The 19,847-nt window shown below is 62.0% G+C and carries 17 protein-coding genes; 10 read left to right on the top strand and 7 right to left on the bottom strand.

Annotation, left to right across the window (positions count from 1 at the left end):
- Positions 1–45: 45 nt before the first annotated feature.
- Positions 46–1,500 carry an ATPase RavA stimulator ViaA gene (viaA, locus tag PG899_RS05595; protein ID WP_270697191.1) on the top strand — a complete coding sequence of 485 codons (1,455 nt, stop codon included), beginning with the start codon at positions 46–48 and terminating at the stop codon, positions 1,498–1,500.
- 9 nt (positions 1,501–1,509) lie between these two features.
- Here the strand turns inward: viaA and PG899_RS05590 are convergent, their stop codons facing one another.
- On the bottom strand, positions 1,510–2,514 hold the full coding sequence (locus PG899_RS05590; protein WP_043127922.1) for a sensor domain-containing diguanylate cyclase: 1,005 nt from the start codon (positions 2,512–2,514) through the stop codon (positions 1,510–1,512).
- 223 nt (positions 2,515–2,737) lie between these two features.
- Between PG899_RS05590 and PG899_RS05585 the strand changes: the two genes are divergently transcribed.
- From PG899_RS05585 to PG899_RS05575, 3 genes are all read left to right on the top strand, one after another.
- Complete coding sequence (locus tag PG899_RS05585; RefSeq protein WP_077095918.1) at positions 2,738–4,600, top strand: GGDEF domain-containing protein; 1,863 nt, start codon at positions 2,738–2,740, stop codon at positions 4,598–4,600.
- Positions 4,601–4,854: 254 nt separating this feature from the next.
- Entirely contained in the window at positions 4,855–6,444 is a 1,590-nt protein-coding gene (prfC, locus tag PG899_RS05580; RefSeq protein ID WP_085946238.1) for a peptide chain release factor 3, read from the top strand.
- Between the two features lie 168 nt (positions 6,445–6,612).
- Positions 6,613–6,951, top strand: a complete 339-nt coding sequence (locus PG899_RS05575; protein WP_045790638.1) for a nuclear transport factor 2 family protein — start codon at positions 6,613–6,615, stop codon at positions 6,949–6,951.
- 66 nt (positions 6,952–7,017) lie between these two features.
- Here PG899_RS05575 and PG899_RS05570 read toward each other — a convergent pair whose 3' ends face one another.
- Complete coding sequence (locus tag PG899_RS05570; RefSeq protein ID WP_135320598.1) at positions 7,018–7,512, bottom strand: MarR family winged helix-turn-helix transcriptional regulator; 495 nt, start codon at positions 7,510–7,512, stop codon at positions 7,018–7,020.
- Between the two features lie 62 nt (positions 7,513–7,574).
- On the opposite strand from PG899_RS05570, the gene PG899_RS05565 reads away from it, so the two are divergent.
- Entirely contained in the window at positions 7,575–8,033 is a 459-nt protein-coding gene (locus PG899_RS05565) for a carboxymuconolactone decarboxylase family protein (protein ID WP_011704690.1), read from the top strand.
- A 57-nt stretch (positions 8,034–8,090) separates the two neighbouring features.
- On the opposite strand, the gene PG899_RS05560 is transcribed toward PG899_RS05565, so the two are convergent.
- On the bottom strand, positions 8,091–9,029 hold the full coding sequence (locus PG899_RS05560) for a bifunctional helix-turn-helix transcriptional regulator/GNAT family N-acetyltransferase (RefSeq protein ID WP_077097973.1): 939 nt from the start codon (positions 9,027–9,029) through the stop codon (positions 8,091–8,093).
- A 207-nt stretch (positions 9,030–9,236) separates the two neighbouring features.
- Positions 9,237–10,274, bottom strand: coding sequence for an alkene reductase (locus PG899_RS05555; protein ID WP_179101522.1), 1,038 nt, complete (start codon positions 10,272–10,274; stop codon positions 9,237–9,239).
- Positions 10,275–10,462: 188 nt separating this feature from the next.
- Here PG899_RS05555 and PG899_RS05550 point away from each other — a divergent pair, with 188 nt between their 5' ends.
- Positions 10,463–11,029 carry a TetR/AcrR family transcriptional regulator gene (locus tag PG899_RS05550; RefSeq protein ID WP_024944533.1) on the top strand — a complete coding sequence of 189 codons (567 nt, stop codon included), beginning with the start codon at positions 10,463–10,465 and terminating at the stop codon, positions 11,027–11,029.
- A 196-nt stretch (positions 11,030–11,225) separates the two neighbouring features.
- On the opposite strand, the gene PG899_RS05545 is transcribed toward PG899_RS05550, so the two are convergent.
- Both PG899_RS05545 and PG899_RS05540 read right to left on the bottom strand, forming a co-directional pair.
- On the bottom strand, positions 11,226–11,561 hold the full coding sequence (locus tag PG899_RS05545; protein WP_044799187.1) for an endonuclease domain-containing protein: 336 nt from the start codon (positions 11,559–11,561) through the stop codon (positions 11,226–11,228).
- Positions 11,562–11,885: 324 nt separating this feature from the next.
- Positions 11,886–12,839: a LysR family transcriptional regulator gene (locus PG899_RS05540; RefSeq protein WP_179101521.1), complete on the bottom strand. Its 954-nt coding sequence runs from the start codon at positions 12,837–12,839 to the stop codon at positions 11,886–11,888.
- Between the two features lie 154 nt (positions 12,840–12,993).
- Between PG899_RS05540 and aguA the strand changes: the two genes are divergently transcribed.
- Together aguA and PG899_RS05530 are read left to right on the top strand one after the other, a co-directional pair.
- Positions 12,994–14,091 (top strand): agmatine deiminase, encoded by a 1,098-nt coding sequence (gene aguA / locus PG899_RS05535; protein ID WP_077097967.1) that lies wholly within the window; start codon positions 12,994–12,996, stop codon positions 14,089–14,091.
- 126 nt (positions 14,092–14,217) lie between these two features.
- Entirely contained in the window at positions 14,218–15,921 is a 1,704-nt protein-coding gene (locus PG899_RS05530; protein ID WP_077097966.1) for an amidase, read from the top strand.
- A gap of 104 nt (positions 15,922–16,025) precedes the next feature.
- On the opposite strand, the gene PG899_RS05525 is transcribed toward PG899_RS05530, so the two are convergent.
- The gene (locus PG899_RS05525; protein WP_077097964.1) at positions 16,026–16,970 is read right to left on the bottom strand and encodes a DUF2971 domain-containing protein; all 945 of its coding nucleotides are present in this window, start codon (positions 16,968–16,970) and stop codon (positions 16,026–16,028) included.
- A 626-nt stretch (positions 16,971–17,596) separates the two neighbouring features.
- Between PG899_RS05525 and cphA the strand changes: the two genes are divergently transcribed.
- Together cphA and PG899_RS05515 are read left to right on the top strand one after the other, a co-directional pair.
- On the top strand, positions 17,597–18,361 hold the full coding sequence (gene cphA, locus PG899_RS05520) for a CphA family subclass B2 metallo-beta-lactamase (protein WP_081398618.1): 765 nt from the start codon (positions 17,597–17,599) through the stop codon (positions 18,359–18,361).
- Between the two features lie 163 nt (positions 18,362–18,524).
- A complete protein-coding gene (locus PG899_RS05515; protein WP_077097960.1) occupies positions 18,525–19,817 on the top strand; it encodes a lipopolysaccharide biosynthesis protein in 1,293 nt (430 codons plus the stop codon).
- The last annotated feature ends 30 nt before the right edge of the window (positions 19,818–19,847 follow it).

Here is a 19,847-nt window from a genome sequence, read left to right as displayed (position 1 = left end):
CGAGCGCGAAAGGGACTGTGGTGAGCCCGGTCGGCGGAGGTCGCCATGCTTGAGATCGGCATGATGGATCTGGGGCTGCTTATCGGCGAGGGGGAGCTGGCGGGCGAGATGGCACTGCTGTTGGCCTCTACCCCCAAGATCTCCGAGTTCATCAAGCGTTCTCCGCTGCAGGGCAAATTGTTGAAAAAGCGCATCCGCCGCTGGAGCGAACAGCTGGGGGAGGAGATGCGCCACAAGCCGGTGCCGGTGGCGCTGGAGCAGGAGTATCGCCTCTATCAGGCCCACAAGGGGTTGCCGCTGGCCGAGCTGATGGGACGCTTGCCGGCCCTGCTGGATGGGCTGGAGCAGTACAGTCCCTTCGCTGGCGAGGCGCGGAGCCTGGTGCGCCAGCTGATGGCCCACCCCACCGACAGCCAGCGCCAGCTGCTGATCGAGAAGTGGCGCACCAGCCTGGTGGGCAGTCTGCTGCAGTTGCAGCAGCAGATCGCCGAGGCGGAGCGGGAGAAGCAGCGCCAGGAGATCGAAGATCAGCTGCTGGCGAGCCGCACTCTGGCCGATGCGCTGGACCCCAACCAGATCTCCGCCGGCGGGCTGTGGGACCTGGCGCAGGGCAGTTGGCACAAGCGCAGCCTGGTGCTGGTCAAGCAGTACGCCCGCATGTTGCAGCGCGAGCCGCTGCTGGCGGAGATCGCCAACCTGCTGGGGCGCAGCCAGCAGGACAACCGGGCCAACGACTCGCCGGTGCCGCCGGTGCAGGTGCACGAGCTGGAAGAGGTGCAGACCGACGACGTGCCGGACGATCTGGTGGGCATTCACCCCGCCAGCGATCTGATGCGACTGTTGCCGAGCGAGGCGGTGATGCTGGCGCTGCCTGAGCTGGAACTGGAGTTCTACCGCCGCTATCTGGAGCGGCGCCTGCTCAGCTACCAGTCGCGCGGCACCCTGCCGCACCAGCGCATCATGCTGCGCACCCCGGAACTCGGTGGGCGGCAGTTGCAGCAGCGGGGGCCCTTCATCGTCTGCATCGACACTTCGGGCTCCATGGGGGGATACCCGGAGGAGTGCGCCAAGGCGCTGTTTCTGGCGCTGCTCAAGGTGGCGATGGACGAGAAGCGGGGCTGCTACCTGATGCTCTTCTCCACCGAGGTGGCGACCCTGGAGATCACCGCCGACACCGGGCTCGACAAGGCGGAGCGCTTCCTCTCCATGAGTTTTCACGGTGGCACCGATCTGGTGCCCTGCCTCGAGAAGGCCCTGATCAAGCTGGATGACCCCGCCTTTGCCAAGGCGGACGTGCTGGTGGTCTCCGACTTCATCGCCCAGAGCCTGCCCCACAGCCTGCTGGAGCGGATGAACCGCCAGCGCAAGCAGCAGACCCGCTTTCACGCGGTGGCCATGTCCCGCCACGCCAAGCCGGCGCTGCTGCGGGTGTTCGACAACAGCTGGCTGCTCGATTGCGGCCTGCGCGGGCGCCTGCTGCGGCGCTGGCAGCGCAGCTGAGCCGGGCCGTCAGCAGCGAGGCTGGTGGCCGAGCCCCCGTTCGTTGACCTGCTCCTGATCCAGCAGCGGCTGGCCGCTCGGCTGGGAGACGTAGAAGCCCCGCTTGCCGCTGCGCTTGACCCGATACATGGCCTGATCGGCGCGAGCCAGCGCCGTGCTGAAATCATCCTGCGGCCGGATCGCCGCAATCCCCATGCTCAATCCCACCGAGGCGTCGCCGTTGGGCAGCTCGAACGGGGTGGAGATGGCGTTGATGCACTGGCGGGCCAGGTGGCTGGTACGGGGATCGTCGCTGGTCCAGGGCAGCAGCAGCACGAATTCGTCGCCGCCGAGCCGGCCTATCTTCACCCCCTCCTCGCAGCAGTCGCGCAGCCGGCGAGTGAGGGCGATCAGCAGCTCGTCGCCGGCGCGATGGCCCAGGTTGTCGTTGACCTGCTTGAAGTCGTCGAGATCGATGAAGCAGATCGCCTGGTACTCCTGCGGGAACTGGCGCTGCAACGCGGTGCGGTTGAGCAGGCCGGTGAGGGGATCCCGGTGGGCCAGCTGGGCCAGCTGCTGCTCGTACTCTTTCTCGTGGGTGATGTCGATGTGGGTACCCATCACCCGGATGGGGTTGCCCTGTGCGTCCCGCTCCACCACCCGGCCCCGATCCAGCACCCAGGTGGTCTTGCCATCCTTGGCGATCATCCGGTGCATCACCTGATAAAACGGGCTCTTGCCGCTCAGGTGATCGAAGAAAGCCTGTAGCACCCGCTCCCTGTCTTCCGGATGCAGGTGCTCGCGCCAGACGTCGAAGTGGGCCGACAGCTCCTTGGGCTGGTAGCCGAGCATGGCGCCCCAGCGGCGGTTGAAGATGATGAGCTTGCCGGTGGGCACATGGTTCTGCCAGATGCACAGGCCGGTGCCGTCCATGGCGGCTTCCAGCTTCTCCCGCGCATCCTCGGCGACCCGCTTGAGCCGTTCGTTCTCCTGCAGCAGCTTGTCGTAGGCCGCCTGCAGCTCCTGGTATGTCATCAACCCGCGCTTCCCTGTAGTGGATGGCGCTTATAGTCGATGCTGATTTTCCATCTGTAAAGAGGCACGAGGGGTCAGTGTGAGAGCCCGCCAGATCTGGCTGATTTTCTCTCTTTCTCCCTGGTGGCTGTGTGCTTGAACAAGGCAGGATATGATGGTCATAGTGAACACACCTGCCTAGCTGCACCACCAGAGGGGAAACCGAACCGGCATGAAACGCATCATGACCCTGATCCTGCTGACGGGATTGTGCACGCCCCTCGCCTGGGCGGCCCGGGCGCCGCTGACCGAACCCCAGCTCTCCCGCGAGCTGCAACTGCTGGAAGAGGGCTTCCAGCCCGACCGCATATTCCGGCTGCGCATCGCCGCGCTGGTGGCGAGCAAGGATGAATATCCCCTCGACGTGCAGGGGCGCATCGTGCGCCTGCAGTGCTGGGCCATGCCCGCCGAGTGGGACAGCGAGTATCGCGCCGTGGTGGCCTTTGCCGATCAGCAGCTGGCTATCGCCCGGGCCCGCAAGGACAGGATCACCGAAACCGGCCTGCTCACCTGTCGCGGCTTTCACCAGCAGCTGCTCGGCAACATGGACCAGGCCAAGGCCGACTATCAGCAGGCGCTGGTACTGGCCCGCCGACTCGGCGATCGGCTGCAGGAGGCCGACATCCTCAGCTTTCGCGGCGACATGTACGCCTATCAGGGGGAGCTGGCGGAGGGGCTGATGGAGCTTATCGAGGCGCACAAGCGCTTCGAGTCGCTCGGGCAGGATGGCAAGGCGCGGGAGGTGCTGGCCCAGATCGCCAACGCCTACCGGCGGATGGGGCTCTACGAGCGGGCCGAGGGCTATTTCAAGGAGCTGGAGCACGACTACGGCACCCTGGGGGATCAGGAGCGGCTGGTGGACATCCGCTCCCAGCAGGGGCTGCTCTATGCCGAGATGGGGGAGTATGAACGGGCCCTGCCGTTGATGATCCAGGCCGAGCAGCTCTACCGCTCCCAGCAGAAGGAGGGGCTGCTGGCCTGGATCCAGATCGAGATCGCCACCATCCTGCTCAACCAGAACAAGGTGGTTGAGGCGGTGAGCAAGCTGCAGCAGGCGGATGCCATCCTGCGCGGTGGCGAGAGCTCCGACAGCGTGACTTTGGGCCACTGGCAACTGGTGATGGGCATGGCGGAGGCGGCGCAGAGCAACCCGACCAAGGCGCTCTACTACCTGGCCCAGGCCGAGCCCATCTTCGTCAAGGAGAAGAACCAGCGCTTCCTGGCACGGGTCTACGAGGTGCGGGCCCGGATCCTGGAGCAGCAGGGGCAGATCAACGGGGCACTGGCCAGCCTCAAAAAGTACGTCGAGACCAAGCACTCTCTGGAGCGGGTACTCAGGGAGCAGCGTTCGTTGCAGATGCGCTTCGAGTTCGATCTGGCCCGCAAGGAGCTGGAGAACCAGGCCCTCAAGACCAAGCAGCTGCTGCAGGAGGCCAAGCTCAAGCAATTGCAGGAGCGGCGCCATTGGCAATATGCAGTGGTCATTCTGTTGCTGCTGGTGATGGGCATGCTGGCGCTGCATCAGTTCAACCGCTCCCGCAAGATGCGCCGGCTCGCCATGACCGACGACCTGACCGGGCTGCACAACCGCCGCCAGATCCAGGCCAAGGGGCAGGCCTGGTTCAAGCAGGCGCGAGAGCATGGCAAGACCTTGTCGGTGCTGCAGCTCGACATCGATCACTTCAAGCAGGTCAACGACACCCTGGGCCACCACATGGGGGACAAGGTGCTGGCCGAGGTGGCCAGCTGCGTCGCCGCCCAACTGCGCTCCCTCGATCGGGTCGGGCGCAACGGTGGTGAGGAGTTTCTGGTGCTGCTGCCCGACACCAGCCTCGACGAGGCGGTCGAGGTGGCGGAGCGGATCCGCCATCGGGTCGCCCAGCTGCGCATCGACGGGATGCCGGAGGGGCAGCCGGTGCACGTCAGCATCGGCTGTGCCCAGTACAGCCCCCTCGACGAGAGCTTCGGCGATCTGGTGCAGCGGGCCGACGAGGCCATGTACCGGGCCAAGCAGGCGGGCCGCAACCAGGTGATGCGGGCCGAGTAGGGCGCGCAGGCCACCCTGCTCGTCTGCAAAGCCGGGCTGGGTATTTTTCACTCGCGCGGGTATAATGTCGCGCAATTTTGCTTTGGCTCAGGTGAGAAGACCCATGTAACGCAACCCTCTTCCTCTCTCCACCGGTTGGTCTGATGCCAGCTTGGTGTGGCTCGTTGCGTATCCATGCCGGACCGTGAGTCAATGCGGCACTCCGGAATTATCCCACGGTGGCTTAAGGCCACCGCCCAATAGAAGAACGTTGAATTATGTCAGCTGAATTTCTGAGTGAAGTCTCCAAGAGACGCACTTTTGCGATCATCTCGCACCCGGATGCGGGTAAAACCACCATCACCGAAAAAGTCCTGCTGTTCGGACAGGCCATTCAGCGCGCCGGTACCGTCAAGGGCCGTGGCTCAGGCCAGCACGCCAAATCCGACTGGATGGAGATGGAGAAGCAGCGTGGTATCTCCATCACCACCTCGGTGATGCAGTTCCCCTATGCCGATTGTCTGGTCAACCTGCTCGACACCCCGGGTCACGAGGACTTCTCCGAAGATACCTACCGTACCCTGACGGCGGTCGACTGCTGCCTGATGGTCATTGACGCCGCCAAGGGTGTTGAAGACCGGACCCGCAAGCTGATGGAAGTGACCCGGCTGCGTGACACCCCCATCCTCACCTTCATGAACAAGCTGGACCGTGAAGTGCGCGATCCGATGGAGGTAATGGACGAGGTGGAGCGCGAGCTCAACATCATGTGTGCCCCCATCACCTGGCCCATCGGCTGCGGCAAATCCTTCAAGGGGGTGTACCACCTCTACAAGGACGAGACCTATCTGTATCAGAGCGGTCAGGGCCACACCATCCAGGAGAAGCGGGTGGTCAAGGGGTTGAACAACCCGGAGCTGGACGCGGCCATCGGCGAAGATCTGGCGGCCCAATTGCGCGGCGAGCTGGAGCTGGTGCAGGGCGCCTCCCCCGAGTTCGATCACGATGCCTTCATCGCCGGCGAGATGACCCCGGTCTTCTTCGGTACTGCGCTCGGCAACTTCGGTGTCGACCACATGCTGGACGGCCTGACCGACTGGGCACCGTCGCCCATGCCGCGCAAGGCCGAGAGCCGTGAAGTGGCCGCCACCGAGGAGAAGTTCTCCGGCTTCGTGTTCAAGATCCAGGCGAACATGGATCCGAAACACCGCGACCGCATCGCCTTTATGCGCATCGTGTCAGGTACTTACAGCAAGGGCATGAAGATGCGCCACGTGCGCATCGGCAAGGACGTGAACATCTCCGACGCCGTGACCTTCATGGCCGGTGACCGTGAGCAGGCGGAAGACGCCTTTGCCGGCGACATCATCGGTCTGCACAACCACGGCACCATCCAGATCGGCGACACCTTCACCCAGGGTGAAGATCTCAAGTTCACCGGCATCCCGAACTTTGCGCCGGAACTGTTCCGCCGCATCCGCCTGCGCGACCCGCTCAAGCAGAAACAGCTACTCAAGGGGCTGGTGCAGCTCTCCGAAGAGGGCGCCGTGCAGGTGTTCCGCCCGCTCATCAGCAACGATCTCATCGTGGGTGCGGTCGGTGTGCTGCAGTTCGACGTAGTGGTATCGCGCCTCAAGAGCGAATACAACGTTGAAGCGCTGTACGAGGCGGTCAACGTCTCCACCGCCCGCTGGGTGGAAGGGACCGACGTCAAGAAGTTCGAGGAGTTCAAGCGCAAGAACGAGGTCAACCTGGCCCTCGATGGCGGTGACAACCTCACCTACATCGCGCCGACCATGGTCAACCTGCGCCTGGCCCAGGAGCGTCACCCGGACGTCCAGTTCCGCCAGACCCGCGAGCACTGACAAGTGCTTGCCCGCTAGGCAGACAAGATAAAAAAAGACCCCGCCCAGGCGGGGTCTTTTTTTGCATGGCGATCAAGGTGCAAATGGGGGCTGAGCTGCCGTCATCCGTCGACAAGGGGGGCGATGCCCCCTATAAAGGAGGCTGTTACATGATTCAGGGAGTGATGCATGTCGGTCGAACTGCCCGTCGAGGCACAATTTAACGCTTACAACGCCCACGATCTCGAGGCCTTCCTGGCCTGCTTCGCCGAGGCGTTCAAGGGATACCGGATGCCGACGGAGAGCCCGAGCACAGTGGGCAAGGGGGCGCTCAGAGCCTTCTATGCCGAGCATCGTTTCAACAACCCGGCCCTGCGGGCAGAGCTGCTGTCGAGAACCGTCATCGGCAACAAGGTGTTTGATCACGAGTTGATCTATGGCCTCTCCCCCGAGCCGCTGGAGAGCATGGCGGTCTTCGAAGTAGAGGCGGGCCTTATCAAGACGGCCTGGTTCTACTTCCCCACCTGAAAGGCGCCCAGCGCCCCTGTCTGCCTTGGCCTGACTGCAAACACCGCCCGCTAACACCGGCTGGCGTCAGGCCTCGCCCTCCATGCCGCTGGCGAGGCTCGCCAGCCAGCGTTTGACCAGTAGCAACTCCTCCTCGGCCAGCGGGGCGGCCAGCTCCTGCTCCAGCCGGGCGACCCTGGCCTTGGCCTCGGCCAGCAGCGCGGCGCCCGCCGGGCTCAGGCTGAGCTGCTGGATGCGGCCATGCTGGAGGTGAGGAGTGCGGGCCAGCAGGCCGCTGCGCTCCAGGCTGGTCACCATGGGGCTCACCGTCTGGGGGGTGAGCAGGGTGAGGCGGGCGAGCTCGGCGTTGGAGCTGCCGGGATAGGCATCCAGCATGGTGAGCAGGGCAAACTGGGGCGCCGTGATGGGCAGGTCCGCCAGCGCCCGCTCCATGCGCAGGCGCTGGGCGGCCGCGGCCTGGCGCAGCAGATAGCCGAGGTGGCCCGCTTCGCCGCGCTTGCCCTCGCCGGGGGCGGGCAGGGGGATGGGCAGCTCTGTACTCAAGGGGGGCTTGTTTATCATGTCAGGGTGCTGATATGTTGTTCGTGCCCTGATATTAAATCATGCCCAAGGAGAACACCAGAATGAGCACCCGCATCGATTACCCCGACTTTCGCCAGCTGCTGCCGGCGGCTCACGACGCCCTGATCGCCGCCGGCAAGGCGGTGGACGAGGCTGGCCTCGACAAGAGCCTGAGCGAGCTGGTGAAGCTGCGTGCCTCCCAGCTCAATGGCTGCAGCTTCTGCCTGCAATATCACCTGAACATCGCCCGTCGCAGCGGGGTGGGGCAGGCCAAGCTGGATCAGCTGGCGGCCTGGCGCGATGCCACCGTGTTCAGCGCCCCGGAGCGGGCGGCTCTGGCCTGGACCGAGAGCCTGACCCGGCTGCCGCCGGACGGTGTACCCGACGCCCTCTATGGCGAGCTGCGCGAGCACTTCAGCGAGGCCCAGATAGTGCAGCTGTCGGTGACGGTGGCCACCATCAACAGCTGGAACCGGCTCGGGGTGGCGCTGCGTTTCGTGCCGCCCGCCGCCCAGCTCTGAGCGGCAGCCAAACAAAAGGGCGGCATCGCTGCCGCCCTTTTGTCCTTAGCTGATCACTCAGGCCGGTCGTTGGCCATCCTCGGCGCCAAGCGCCAGCACCATGCAGATCTCGCAGGCATCGTGGCCGGTGCAGCCAAGCGGGCCCGGCAGGTGCTCGAAGCCCAGGGATTCGTAGAGCGCGGTGGCCTCGCGCAGCACGGCGGTGGTCTCCAGGTAGCAGCGCTGATAACCGAGCGCGCGCGCCTCGTCCAGCGCCTGCAGCATCAGCCGGCGTCCCAGCCCCAGCCCGCGCAGGGAGGGCATGAAGTACATCTTCTGCAGCTCGCAGACTTGCCCCTCTTCCCCCGCCAGCGGCGCTATGCCACCCCCGCCAAGAATGGTGCCGTCCGGCCCCTCGATCACCCAGTAGCGGCTCTGCGCGCCCTGATAGGTCTCATGCAGCCGATCCAGATTGGGGTCGGCCACCCCGTAACCCTTGTCGGCGGTGAGGCCGTATTCGGCGGAGACGGCACGGATCACGGCGGCGATATGGGGGTTGTCGGCGGCTGTGATGGGACGGATGCGGTAACCCTGCTGGCGACGGGCGCGGGAGAGGGCGCTGCGATAGAGGCGCAGACCGGTCCACAGCTGCTCGCGCTCGGCGAGGGTGAGCTGGGCCAGGGTCTCCTCCATGGCGCTGTCCATCTCCTGATGCAGATCCAGCAGCTGGGCCTGGCCGGCGATGGTGAGGCGCGCCTCCTTGCTGCGACCATCGGACGGATGGGGGTGCCAGCTGATGAGCTCGCGCTCGGCCAGGCGGGCCAGCGGGCGGCTGGCGTTGGACTTGTCGATGCGCAGCCGTTCGGCCAGTTGCTGGTTGGTGGCGGGACCGCTCTCCAGCTCGATCAGCAGATGGGCTTCGAGCGGGCTGAGCGCCAGTTCGCCGCACTGCTGGGAGAGCATGCCGAGTTCGCGTACCAGATCGCGCGACAGGGCGCGCAGGGGGCGGGGATCCATATCAGGGCTTCCTATTTGGTTGTCATAAACAACCAATATAGCCAACTAGTTGTTACTAGCAACTTTTTTTATTGCGCTGGCGAGGGATCGTGAAATCGGCGGGCATAACGAGCGGACACAAAAAAGGGCCCGGGAGGGGGCCCAAACATTGGAAACCCGCGCGAGGGCGCGGATCCCATCCTTGGTCAGGCAAGGTGCCGGCGAGCGTTAGACCAGCTCGGCCAGCATGGTGTCGGCATAGGGAACCAGGGCGTCGCCCTGTTTCACTTTGGCGAGGTAGTCCGGGTTGGCGATAAGCGGGCGACCGATGGCGACGAGGTCGAAGCGGTCGGCCTTGATGGCCTCGGCTGCGGTCTCGGCGCTGTAGTTGCCCACCCCCACCAGATGACCCTCGTAGCGGGCGCGCAGGTAGTCGGAGGCGCGGCCGTCCAGGTAGTCGAAGGTGAGGCTGTCATCGAAGATGCCCAGATGCACATAGGCCAGGTTGCGCTGGTTCAGCTCGGCCAGCAGGTGGTCGAACACGGCGCGATCCCGCGCATCCCCTTCGAGGTGCACGTAGGCGCCGGGAGAGAGGCGCAGGCCCACCCGATCCCCGCCGATGCGGGCATTGATGGCATCCACCACCTCCAGCGCGAAGCGGCTCATATTTTCCGGACTGCCACCGTAGTTGTCGGTGCGCAGGTTGCTGGCGTGGTGCAAGAACTGATCGATGAGGTAGCCGTTGGCACCGTGGATCTCCACCCCGTCAAAGCCTGCTTCGATGGCGTTGGCGGCGGCCTGGGCGTAATCCTCGACCAGCTGGGCGATTTCGCTCTCGGTCAGGGCGCGCGGCACCTGATAGACCAGCTCGCGCATGCGGGGCACAGTGCCCTCGTGGGCGACGGCGGAGGGGGCCAGCACTTCGGCGTGGTGGAAGAAGGGGTGGGATAGACGACCCACGTGCCACAGCTGGGCGAAGATCTTGCCGCCGTTGGCATGCACGGCGCCGGTCACTTTCTTCCAGCCGGCTATCTGCTCGGCGCTGTAGATCCCCGGGGTATTGGGGTAGCCCTGCCCGTCCGGCCGGATAATGGTGGCTTCGGAGATGATGAGGCCGATGTCGGCGCGGCGCGCGTAATAGGCGGCCATCTGCTCGGTGGGCACCAGGCCCGGGCCTGCCATGCAGCGGGTGAGGGGAGCCATCATGAAACGGTTGGCGAGGGTGAGGGTGTCGTTGAGGCGATAGGGCTGAAACAGGGTCTTCATGATCGTCTGTCCTGAGGGAGTGATTCTTGAACGTGCATTCAAGACGTTTTTTGTTTTGTGTGCAAGTCTTTTTTGAACGAGCATTCAACATGGGTTGGTGTTGCCGGCCCGCTGGGGTAAACTTGCCGCCCTCTTATTTCCCCTCGCCGGCCCCTGGTCGGTGAATCCGCTTTTTCAACGGAGAAACCATGCGCAGCGCCGAGTTCAACCGGGACGACGTCTTGCGAAATGCCATGGAGGCATTTCGGGCCAAGGGTTACGCCAAGACCACCATGCAGGAGCTGGTGGCGGCGACCGGGTTGCATCCGGGCAGTCTCTACGCGGCGTTTGGCAACAAGCGCGGCCTGCTGCTGGCGGCAGTCGATCACTATGTACAGGAGAAGAGCGCCCTGCGGCGCAGTTTCTTCGCCGCCGCTAGCCCGCTGGCGGGGGTGCAGGCCTATCTCGAGCAGGTGGTGAACGACGCCCTCTGCGGCACCTGTCTGGTGACCCGCACCCTGATGGAGCTGGCGGAGCAGGACGAAGAGCTGCACCTGAAGCTCAAGGCCATCTATGGCGAGCTGGATGCCGATCTGGCGGCGGTGCTGAGCCTGGCCCTCGAGCGCGGCGAGCTGGCGGCCGGGCGCGATATCCCGACCCTGACCGCCTTCCTGCTCATCAACATCCAGGGCCTGGTCACCTTTGCCCAGTGCCGCCCCGATCCCGCCCTGCTGGGCGGCGTGGTCACCCAGTTGATGACGGCCCTGCGGGCGTAATGCGCCGCCCAGAAACAACCATGGCTCCCGCGGGAGCCATGGTTGTTTCTGGGGATGTCACACGCCGCCAAGTTGTTTGCTCCCTTCTCCCCTTGCGGGAGCCATGGTTGTTTCTGGGGATGCCACACGCCGCCGGGTTGTTTGCTCCCTTCTCCCCTTGCGGGAGAAGGGTTGGGGATGAGGGGGAGGGCTCTGCTCAGTGCAATGAGAGCAAAAGAAGTTCCAGTACGGCCTCCATCCGGTTCAACACATCGTTATTCCACACCCTGATCACCCGAAAGCCCTGCTGATTGAGGTAGGCCGTTCTTGCGCCATCATATTGCCGCCCTGCCGGTTCGTTGTGCTGTGACCCGTCTACCTCGATGATCAGCCTCTGCTCAAGAGAGATGAAATCGACAATGTAGGGCCCGATGGGCATCTGGCGACGGAATTTCACCCCGGCCAGACGGCGGTCGCGCAATTGCAGCCACAGCTTCTGTTCGGCAAGGGTGGCTTCTCGCCTCATTCGCTTGGCAAACGGATGGGTTCTCATGGTGCCTATCCAGAGCTATTTGACCCTATTAGATATAGCCATTCCCCGGTCTGGTGACTGAGTGGGTGGCGTCCCCTCACCCTGCCCCTCTCCCAGAGGGAGAGGGGACAGATCGAGTGACAGTTGTCATTTTGTTGGTCATCTCGGGGCCATCGTGGCGTGATGTGACAATGAGCTGATGAATCGATAGGTCGATGTGCTGGTGGGATGTATTTCGCCCCGGCAGACAGGTTGTCAGCCATGTTGCCAGTGGCGCAGGCTCAGCTCCCTTCTCCCCTTGTGGGAGAAGGGTTGGGGATGAGGGGGCGGTCACATCCAGCCGGGTTACTCCGGATTCACCAGCTCCTTCATCAAATCCTTCAGCCACACCAGCGCGGGTTGCTGTGCATGCACCGGATGCCAGACGCAGTTGAGGTGATAATCCGGCACATCTTCGGGCAGCGGCAGGCTTTTCAGCGGCCAGTGGCTGGCGAGCAGCTCGGCCACCATGCTGGGCAGCACCAGCAGGTGATCGCTCTGGCTGACGATGGCGGCGGCGGACATATAGCTCTGGCTGTTGACCGAGATGGTGCGACTGAAGCCCAGCGTCTTCAGATAGCGATCCAGGCTCGCCTCCGAGGTGCCAAGGGGCGAGTGGAACACATGGGGCATCTCGATCAGTTGCGCTAAGCTGACGCGCTCGGCCTGCAGCGTTGGGTCATCCCCACTCTCTGCGAGTGCCGGGGCGGCCATCGGCAGATCGGCGCGCACCAGCCCGGCCAGCGGCTCGGTGAGCCAGGTCTCCTTGCCGAGATACCCCGGCACCTGCATGTATTCGTCAAAGCCCAGCACCAGGTCTATCTCGCCGCTCGCCAGCTCGGCTTCGGGCAGGGTGTCGCGCAAGATGCGGATCTCGATGGTGACTCCGGGCGCCAGCCGTTTGAGGCGCTGGATGAGCGGCGGGATCAGCACGCACTCCACGTAATCCGTGGTGCAGAGCACGAAGCGGCGCTTCGACTGGCTCGGTTCGAACACCTCCTCATCGCTGAGTTGCTGCTCCAGCAGTCGCAGCGCCTGCTGTACCCCCAGATGTAGCCGCTGGGCGCGCGGTGTCGGCAGCATCCCCTGCGGGGTGCGCACCAAGAGCGGATCGCCAAAGAAGGTACGCAGCCGGTTGAGCGCATGGCTCATGGCGGGCTGGCTGATAAAGAGCATTTCGGCGGCGCGGGTGACACTGCCCTGCGCCATCAGGGCGTCAAAGGCGAGCAGCAGGTTGAGGTCGAGCTGGTGCAGTTTCATCAAGATTATTTGCCAAGCTTATGGGACAATCCATCCTATTCATTTGATGGATGTGAGCGCAACTTCTTACACTGCGACCACTGTTATTTTTCCAGGATCCCCGCGCGGCGTTTCGGTGCCAACTGGGGTCTCAATCCATGCAAGGAGCCTTGCGATGAGCATCAAGACCATGAACACCACGCCGGCCGCTGACGGCTTCACCATGCCCGCCGAGTGGGCACACCAGCAGGCCGTCTGGATGATCTGGCCGTTTCGCCCGGACAACTGGCGTGAGGCCGGTCGCTTCGCGCAAGCCACCTTCGCCAAGGTGGCGGATGCCATTGGGCAAGCCACCCCGGTCTTTATGGGGGTGCCGGCCCAGTTTATGGCGCAGGCTCGCGCCATCATGCCTGCCCATGTCACCCTGGTCGAAATGAACAGCGATGACTGCTGGGCCCGCGACAGCGGCCCCACCATCGTCACCAACGCGGCCGGCGAGTGCCGTGGGGTGGATTGGGGCTTCAACGCCTGGGGCGGCCACAAGGGCGGTCTCTACTACCCCTGGGATCAAGACGAGCAAGTGGCGGCCCAGATGCTGGCACAGCACGGCATGGCCCGTTACGATGCGCCGCTCATTCTGGAAGGGGGCTCCATCCACGTCGACGGCGAAGGCACCTGCCTGACCACCGCCGAGTGCCTGCTCAACGAAAACCGCAACCCGCACCTGAGCAAAGAGCAGATCGAAGCTCACCTGCGCGACTATCTGGGTGTGCAGAGCTTTATCTGGCTGGACGAAGGCGTCTACATGGACGAGACCGACGGCCACATCGACAACATGTGCTGCTTCGTGCGTCCGGGTGAAGTGGCCCTGCACTGGACTGACGACCAGAACGATCCCCAGTACGAGCGCTCCCTGGCCGCCCTCAAGGTGCTGGAAGCGGCGGTCGACGCCAAGGGTCGCAAGCTGAAAGTGTGGAAGCTGCCCCAGCCGGGCCCGCTCTACTGCACTCAGGAAGAGTCTGCCGGTGTCGAGAGCGGCACCGGTGTGCCGCGCGAGGCAGAAGGCCGTCTGGCCGGCTCCTATGTGAACTTCCTCATCACCAACGATCGCATCGTCTACCCGCTGCTGGATGCCGCCACCGACGGCGAAGCCCAGCGTATTCTGGAAGAGATCTTCCCGGAGCATAAGGTCGTCGGCGTGCCGGCCCGCGAGATCCTGCTGGGCGGTGGCAATATCCACTGCATTACTCAGCAGATCCCTTCAGGTCAGTAAGCTGGTCGAAGAGTGTAGAAATTCAAAACCCCACGCCGTGGGGTTTTCTCTCTTGATGACATGATGGTCGCAGGCGCTGATGCGGCGATCATCATTTCAAACAGTCACCCTTTACAGGAGATCCCCATGATCGAAGTGACAGAGGTTTCCATTGCCGAGCTGCGCGGTGCGCTCGAAGCAGGCCGCACCACAGCGGTCGAACTGGTCAAGGCCTATCTGGCCCGGATCGAGGCTTACAACGGCCCCGAGACCGACACCAAGCTCAACGCTTTGGTAGTGTCCAATCCTGATGCGCTGAAAGAGGCGCAAGCGTCCGATGAGCGCCGCGCCCGTGGCGAGACCCTGAGCCCGCTCGACGGCATCCCCTACACCGCCAAAGACAGCTATCTGGTCAAGGGGCTGACCGCCGCCTCCGGCAGCCCGGCTTTCAAGGATCTGGTGGCCCAGCGCGATGCCTTTACCGTCGAGCGGCTGCGCGCCGCCGGTGCCATCTGCCTTGGCAAAACCAATATGCCGCCGATGGCCAATGGCGGCATGCAGCGCGGCGTCTATGGCCGTGCCGAGAGCCCCTACAACGCCGACTACCTGACCGCGCCCTTTGCCTCCGGCTCCTCCAACGGTGCCGGCACCGCCACCGCCGCCAGCTTCTCCGCCTTTGGTCTGGCCGAAGAGACCTGGTCGAGCGGCCGTGGCCCGGCTTCCAACAACGGTCTGTGTGCCTACACCCCGTCCCGTGGCGTCATCTCGGTACGCGGCAACTGGCCGCTGACCCCGACCATGGATGTGGTGGTACCTTATGCTCGCACCATGGCCGATCTCTTGGAAGTGCTCGACGTAGTGGTCGCCGACGATGCCGACACCCGCGGCGATCTATGGCGCTTGCAGCCCTGGGTCAAGATTCCCAAAGCGTCCGAGGTGCGTCCTGCTTCCTACCTTGAGCTGGCTGCCAAGCCCGATGCCCTCAAGGGCAAGCGCCTCGGCGTGCCGCGCATGTTTATCAACAAGGATGAACTAGCCGGCACCAGCGAAAACCCCGGTATCGGCGGCCCGACCGGCCAGCGCATCCATACCCGCGAGGCCGTGATTGCCCTGTGGGAGCAGGCCCGTCAGGCGCTGGAAGCCGCGGGCGCCGAAGTCATCGAAGTGAACTTCCCGCTGGTCTCCAACTGCGAAGGGGACCGACCCGGCGCGCCGACCGTGTTCAATCGCGGCATCGTGAGCCCGGAGTTTCTCAACGACGAGCTGTGGGAGCTCTCCGGCTGGGCGTTCGACGACTTCCTGCGTGCCAACGGCGATCCCAAGTTGAACAAGCTGGCCGATGTCGATGGGCCGAAGATCTTCCCCCACGATCCGGGCACCCTGCCGAACCGCGAGGGCGATCTGGCGGCGGGCATGGACGAGTACGTCAATATGGCCAAACGCGGCCTCAAGCGCTTTGACGAGATTGCTTCGGTGCCGGATGGCCTGCGTGGGCTGGAGAAGACCCGCAAGCTGGACCTGGAGGACTGGATGGACGGGCTCAAGCTCGACGCCGTGCTGTTCCCCACCGTCGCCGACGTCGCCCCGGCTGATGCGGATGTGAATCCAGCTTCCGCCGATATCGCCTGGAGCAACGGCATCTGGGTTGCCAACGGCAACCTCGCCATTCGCCATCTCGGCGTGCCGACCGTCACCGTCCCCATGGGGGTGATGGCCGATATCGGCATGCCGGTGGGCCTGACCTTCGCCGGTCGCGCCTATGACGACAACAAGCTGCTGCGCTTTGCCTCGGCCTTCGAGTCTACCGGCAGCAAGCGGATGGTGCCGCCACGCACGCCGCCGTTGGGGTGATTATTGGCAGAGTTTAAATAGCCAGTGTTAGTCTGGTGATAACAAAAATAAAGCCTACCAATAATGCTGGTGGGCTTTACTCTTTTTAAGAGCACCCTAATAGATTAACAATCTATATCAGTTTCACCGAAAATTTCCACGGCTGAACGTGCCACTTGGGGGAAATTAATAGACCATTCGCTATTTCCATTATAAGGGCTTTTGATTAGGTTGGCGCTTTTGTGTGTTAACACCATTTCATAGTATTTTATTTCTTGTCGTCTACCCTCCATCATTTTAATTATTGTATGCCTTACTTCATCTGGGCAGCGGAGGCCGAAAGTTATCTCTTCTAACTTTAGAGGGGAGTCTTGAAGACCTGTGCTGCTTATCAGGCGATATTCTTTTTCATATCTCCATGCACTGCTTTTCTTTAAAAGAATTTCATTCTCAATGGTTGTTTGTTCATCTTTATCATTTTTAACGAATGCCTTATAAAGAGATGATGTTTTTATCACCCCATACTTGCCATATATAACTGGCCTTATATTAGGTGTAGGCTTTCTATCATTGCTATATCCAATACAGATACCTTTATGTTCATCACCATAATGGCTCCACATTAGCATATTTTTCCCATCTTTCGAAAAACAGAAAACACCTCTACTGTAATGTTCCCTTAACTCTGAAAGTATATTTGAAGTTAATATTCCAGTTTCAGCATCCTCCGGTGTACAGGTATACTCTGGATCGGTTGAGTTATAACTCATTCTATTTAAGTTATCTATTACTATAGATTTTGCCATTTCTTCTAGTAAGGGTTTTATTTTTGCTTCAATGTCTTTACCTCTAATGTTCTTTTCTGCATTTTTAAGTGTTCTAGGAAACTTTAGCCTAGCATATATCTTTCTTAGCTCTTCAATTGAAGAATTATTCTCAATGGAGAACATTTTGCAGTCAAGTGGGTCATTAAAGGTTGCGGGTGAGGCATAAAATATTTTATCCCAACAAAGAGATTCTATTAGGTTAGTATTCATTGCCCTGTATTTGTAGAAAATTTCTTTCTTCATCACCGTGCCTGCACGTTTTAGTGAGTAATTTCATGCATCATAATATGATTTCATATTTGTTTTCTAATCTATTGTCAGGATAGATTGAGCATTGTTTAGCTTGCATGATTGTCTTCACAGTTAGTGCCATGGGTTCGAATAGTGAATCGTATTCAGACGATCGCGGATAGGAGGTCGCCGAGAGGCCGCTGATATCCAGAGTTTCTTGCCTGTCTTGCCATGACTCGGTGCGTGGCGGTATGTGGCTTATTGTTACCTCCCCCTCATCCCCAGCCCTTCTCCCGCAAGGGGGAGAAGGGAGCAAATATGCTCCGCTGATTGTGTGTTGGCTTCGGTGGTGCGGGTGAATATGAGTGGCTTGGAATTGGCATGGACCATCCCCTCTCCCTCGGGAGAGGGTTAGGGTGAGGGGCCGTTATCTGTGTTGCAGGTTCGAATAGCGCAGCGTATTCGGACGATCGCGAATAGGAGGTTGCAGCCGATTTCTCCGGACTTTCCTCAGACTTCACCTTCTCTTCACACAAGCCCATTTTCCCTTCACACATCCCCCGTATTTTCTGCCCACTGATAAATGGGTCCGGCTTGTCACAGGGGTGACGAGGGGCCGGTTGGAGCGAGGGAGCAAGATGATGAAGGGTTGGATAAAGTGCGGGCTGGCCGGGGCTGTGGTGCTGATGGCGAGTTTCTGGGGTGGCAGCGTGCGGGCGGCGGGGATGTCGCTGACGCAGGTGAGCGGCCCTGTCTATGTGGTGGAGGACAACTACTACGTCAAAGAGAACTCCATGGTCTATTTCGGGGCCAAGGGAGTGACTGTTGTAGGGGCGACCTGGACGCCGGATACCGCCCGCGAGCTGCACAAGCTGATCAAACGAGTCAGCCGCCAGCCGGTGCTGGAGGTGATCAACACCAACTACCACACCGACCGGGCTGGCGGTAACGCCTACTGGAAGTCCATCGGTGCCAAGGTGGTATCGACCCGCCAGACCCGGGATCTGATGAAGAGCGACTGGGCCGAGATCGTTGCCTTTACCCGCAAGGGGTTGCCGGAGTACCCGGATCTGCCCCTGGTGCTGCCCAACGTGGTGCACGATGGCGACTTCACCCTGCAAGAGGGCAAGCTGCGCGCCTTCTACGCGGGCCCGGCCCACACGCCGGACGGCATCTTTGTCTACTTCCCCGACCAGCTGGTGCTCTATGGCAACTGCATCCTCAAGGAGAAGCTGGGCAACCTGAGCTTTGCCGATGTGAAGGCCTATCCGCAGACACTTGAGCGGCTGAAAGCGATGAAGCTGCCGATCAAGACGGTGGTGGGCGGTCACGACTCGCCACTGCACGGCCCCGAGCTTATCGATCACTACGAGGCGCTGATCAAGGCAGTACCCCAGTCATAAGTCGCCCGGCGGCAGCACGAATGACGTGCTGGACGCACTAAAAGAGACGCCCGGCCGGGCGTTTCTGGCAGGGGGACGCCCTTGCCCCCTGTTTCGGGCTGTTCAAGGGCGGCCCCCTTTCATAAGATGGGCCTCTCTTCACGCAGTTAGCGGGCCTTTCGTGATGCACGCAATTCAAGACGAACAACCCGATTCACTTGGCCGCCTCAAGCAGGCTTTCATCACCGGCATGTGGGCGTCGCTGGCCAGCATCATCATCGGCTTCGCCTTCAAGGTGTGGCTGGCGCAGTGGGTGGCCAAGGGGGAACTGGCGCTGTTCAACAGCGTGGTGGATTTGATCTCCCTCTCCTTGATCCTGATGACCGGCTTTCGCTCTTCCATGGTGGTGAGCTACTCCCAGACCAAAAACGATCGGGACATCATCAATATCTTCCGCTACTTCCTCATCGGCATGGTGCTGCTCACCTGGGGGCTGGTGATCCCCTACATCAAGCACGGGCTCCATATCCGGGCCGAATATCTGCAACTGGTAGGGGTCATCTTCGGGCTGGGGCTCAAGGTCTACTTCACCAATCTGGTGGCCATGTACCGGATGTACGGGATCTCCAACCGGGTCACCTGGCTGGAGCCGCTGGCCAATGGCCTGCTGTTTATGGCCTGCTATTTCGCCCTTGGCCTGGATGCGCTCCCTTCGCTCTTCTACGGGCTGACCTTCTCCTCGCTCGCCATCGCCGGCTACATGTATCTGCACCGCCGTCGGGCCATCGCCACCCGACCGCTGGCCAAGGTCGAGCTTGGCCCCGAGATGCGCAGCTATGTGAAGAAGAGCTTTACCGCCTCCCTCGAGGCGGGGGCCAGCATCCTGATGATCTACATCACGGTCCTGCTCACCATCCGCCACTTCAGCCTCGACGAGCTGGGGGATTTTCAGGTGGTGGTGCGCCCCATCTTCACCTACATGACCACCCTGTTCGTCTTCCCCATCTACCGCTTCGTGCTGCCTGAGCTGGCGGTCAATCTGCGCAGCGGCGATCACCGCCAGATCCGGCTGATCCGGTGCTGGATCTTCCGCCTCAGCGCCATCGTCAGCCTGGTGTTCTTTCTGGTGATGCTGCTGGCGGGCAAGCCGCTGGTGTCGCTGCTGTTCCCGGCTGACTATCTGGGTGCCGTGCCGGTGCTGCTGCACTTCTCCCTCTTCTTCATCTTTATGATGCTCAACGGCTACCAGCTTGCCTACATCAAGGCCCACGGCCACTTTACCCAGAGTCTGCTGATCCGGGCGGTGGGCATAGTGGCGCTGGTGGCGGCCTACTACCTGGTGGCCCGCTTCACCACCAACGTGGTGGCCATTATCGTGGCGCTCGGCCTCGGTTATCTGGTGATGTTCGTGCTCTCCACCCTGGCCGAGCAGCGCATCCTGCGGGCCCTGCCGCCCATGCTGGCCAGTAACGGGTAGCCGCCGGCCGGCAAATAAAAAAACGCCCGG

Source organism: Aeromonas sp. QDB39, from assembly GCF_027707585.1.
Lineage (GTDB): Bacteria > Pseudomonadota > Gammaproteobacteria > Enterobacterales > Aeromonadaceae > Aeromonas > Aeromonas hydrophila.
This window is presented reverse-complemented; position numbering and strand designations above follow the sequence as displayed.

Excerpts from the sequence above, each read along its gene's own strand:
- PG899_RS05545 (WP_044799187.1), bottom strand. The coding sequence starts at position 11,561 with ATGAGAACCCATCCGTTTGCCAAGCGAATGAGGCGAGAAGCCACCCTT.
- viaA (WP_270697191.1), top strand. The coding sequence starts at position 46 with ATGCTTGAGATCGGCATGATGGATCTGGGGCTGCTTATCGGCGAGGGG.
- PG899_RS05560 (WP_077097973.1), bottom strand. The coding sequence starts at position 9,029 with ATGGATCCCCGCCCCCTGCGCGCCCTGTCGCGCGATCTGGTACGCGAA.
- PG899_RS05590 (WP_043127922.1), bottom strand. The coding sequence starts at position 2,514 with ATGACATACCAGGAGCTGCAGGCGGCCTACGACAAGCTGCTGCAGGAG.
- PG899_RS05585 (WP_077095918.1), top strand. The coding sequence starts at position 2,738 with ATGACCCTGATCCTGCTGACGGGATTGTGCACGCCCCTCGCCTGGGCG.
- PG899_RS05570 (WP_135320598.1), bottom strand. The coding sequence starts at position 7,512 with ATGATAAACAAGCCCCCCTTGAGTACAGAGCTGCCCATCCCCCTGCCC.
- PG899_RS05525 (WP_077097964.1), bottom strand. The coding sequence starts at position 16,970 with ATGAAGAAAGAAATTTTCTACAAATACAGGGCAATGAATACTAACCTA.
- PG899_RS05575 (WP_045790638.1), top strand. The coding sequence starts at position 6,613 with ATGTCGGTCGAACTGCCCGTCGAGGCACAATTTAACGCTTACAACGCC.
- aguA (WP_077097967.1), top strand. The coding sequence starts at position 12,994 with ATGAGCATCAAGACCATGAACACCACGCCGGCCGCTGACGGCTTCACC.
- PG899_RS05550 (WP_024944533.1), top strand. The coding sequence starts at position 10,463 with ATGCGCAGCGCCGAGTTCAACCGGGACGACGTCTTGCGAAATGCCATG.
- cphA (WP_081398618.1), top strand. The coding sequence starts at position 17,597 with ATGATGAAGGGTTGGATAAAGTGCGGGCTGGCCGGGGCTGTGGTGCTG.
- PG899_RS05530 (WP_077097966.1), top strand. The coding sequence starts at position 14,218 with ATGATCGAAGTGACAGAGGTTTCCATTGCCGAGCTGCGCGGTGCGCTC.
- PG899_RS05515 (WP_077097960.1), top strand. The coding sequence starts at position 18,525 with ATGCACGCAATTCAAGACGAACAACCCGATTCACTTGGCCGCCTCAAG.
- PG899_RS05565 (WP_011704690.1), top strand. The coding sequence starts at position 7,575 with ATGAGCACCCGCATCGATTACCCCGACTTTCGCCAGCTGCTGCCGGCG.
- PG899_RS05555 (WP_179101522.1), bottom strand. The coding sequence starts at position 10,274 with ATGAAGACCCTGTTTCAGCCCTATCGCCTCAACGACACCCTCACCCTC.
- PG899_RS05540 (WP_179101521.1), bottom strand. The coding sequence starts at position 12,839 with ATGAAACTGCACCAGCTCGACCTCAACCTGCTGCTCGCCTTTGACGCC.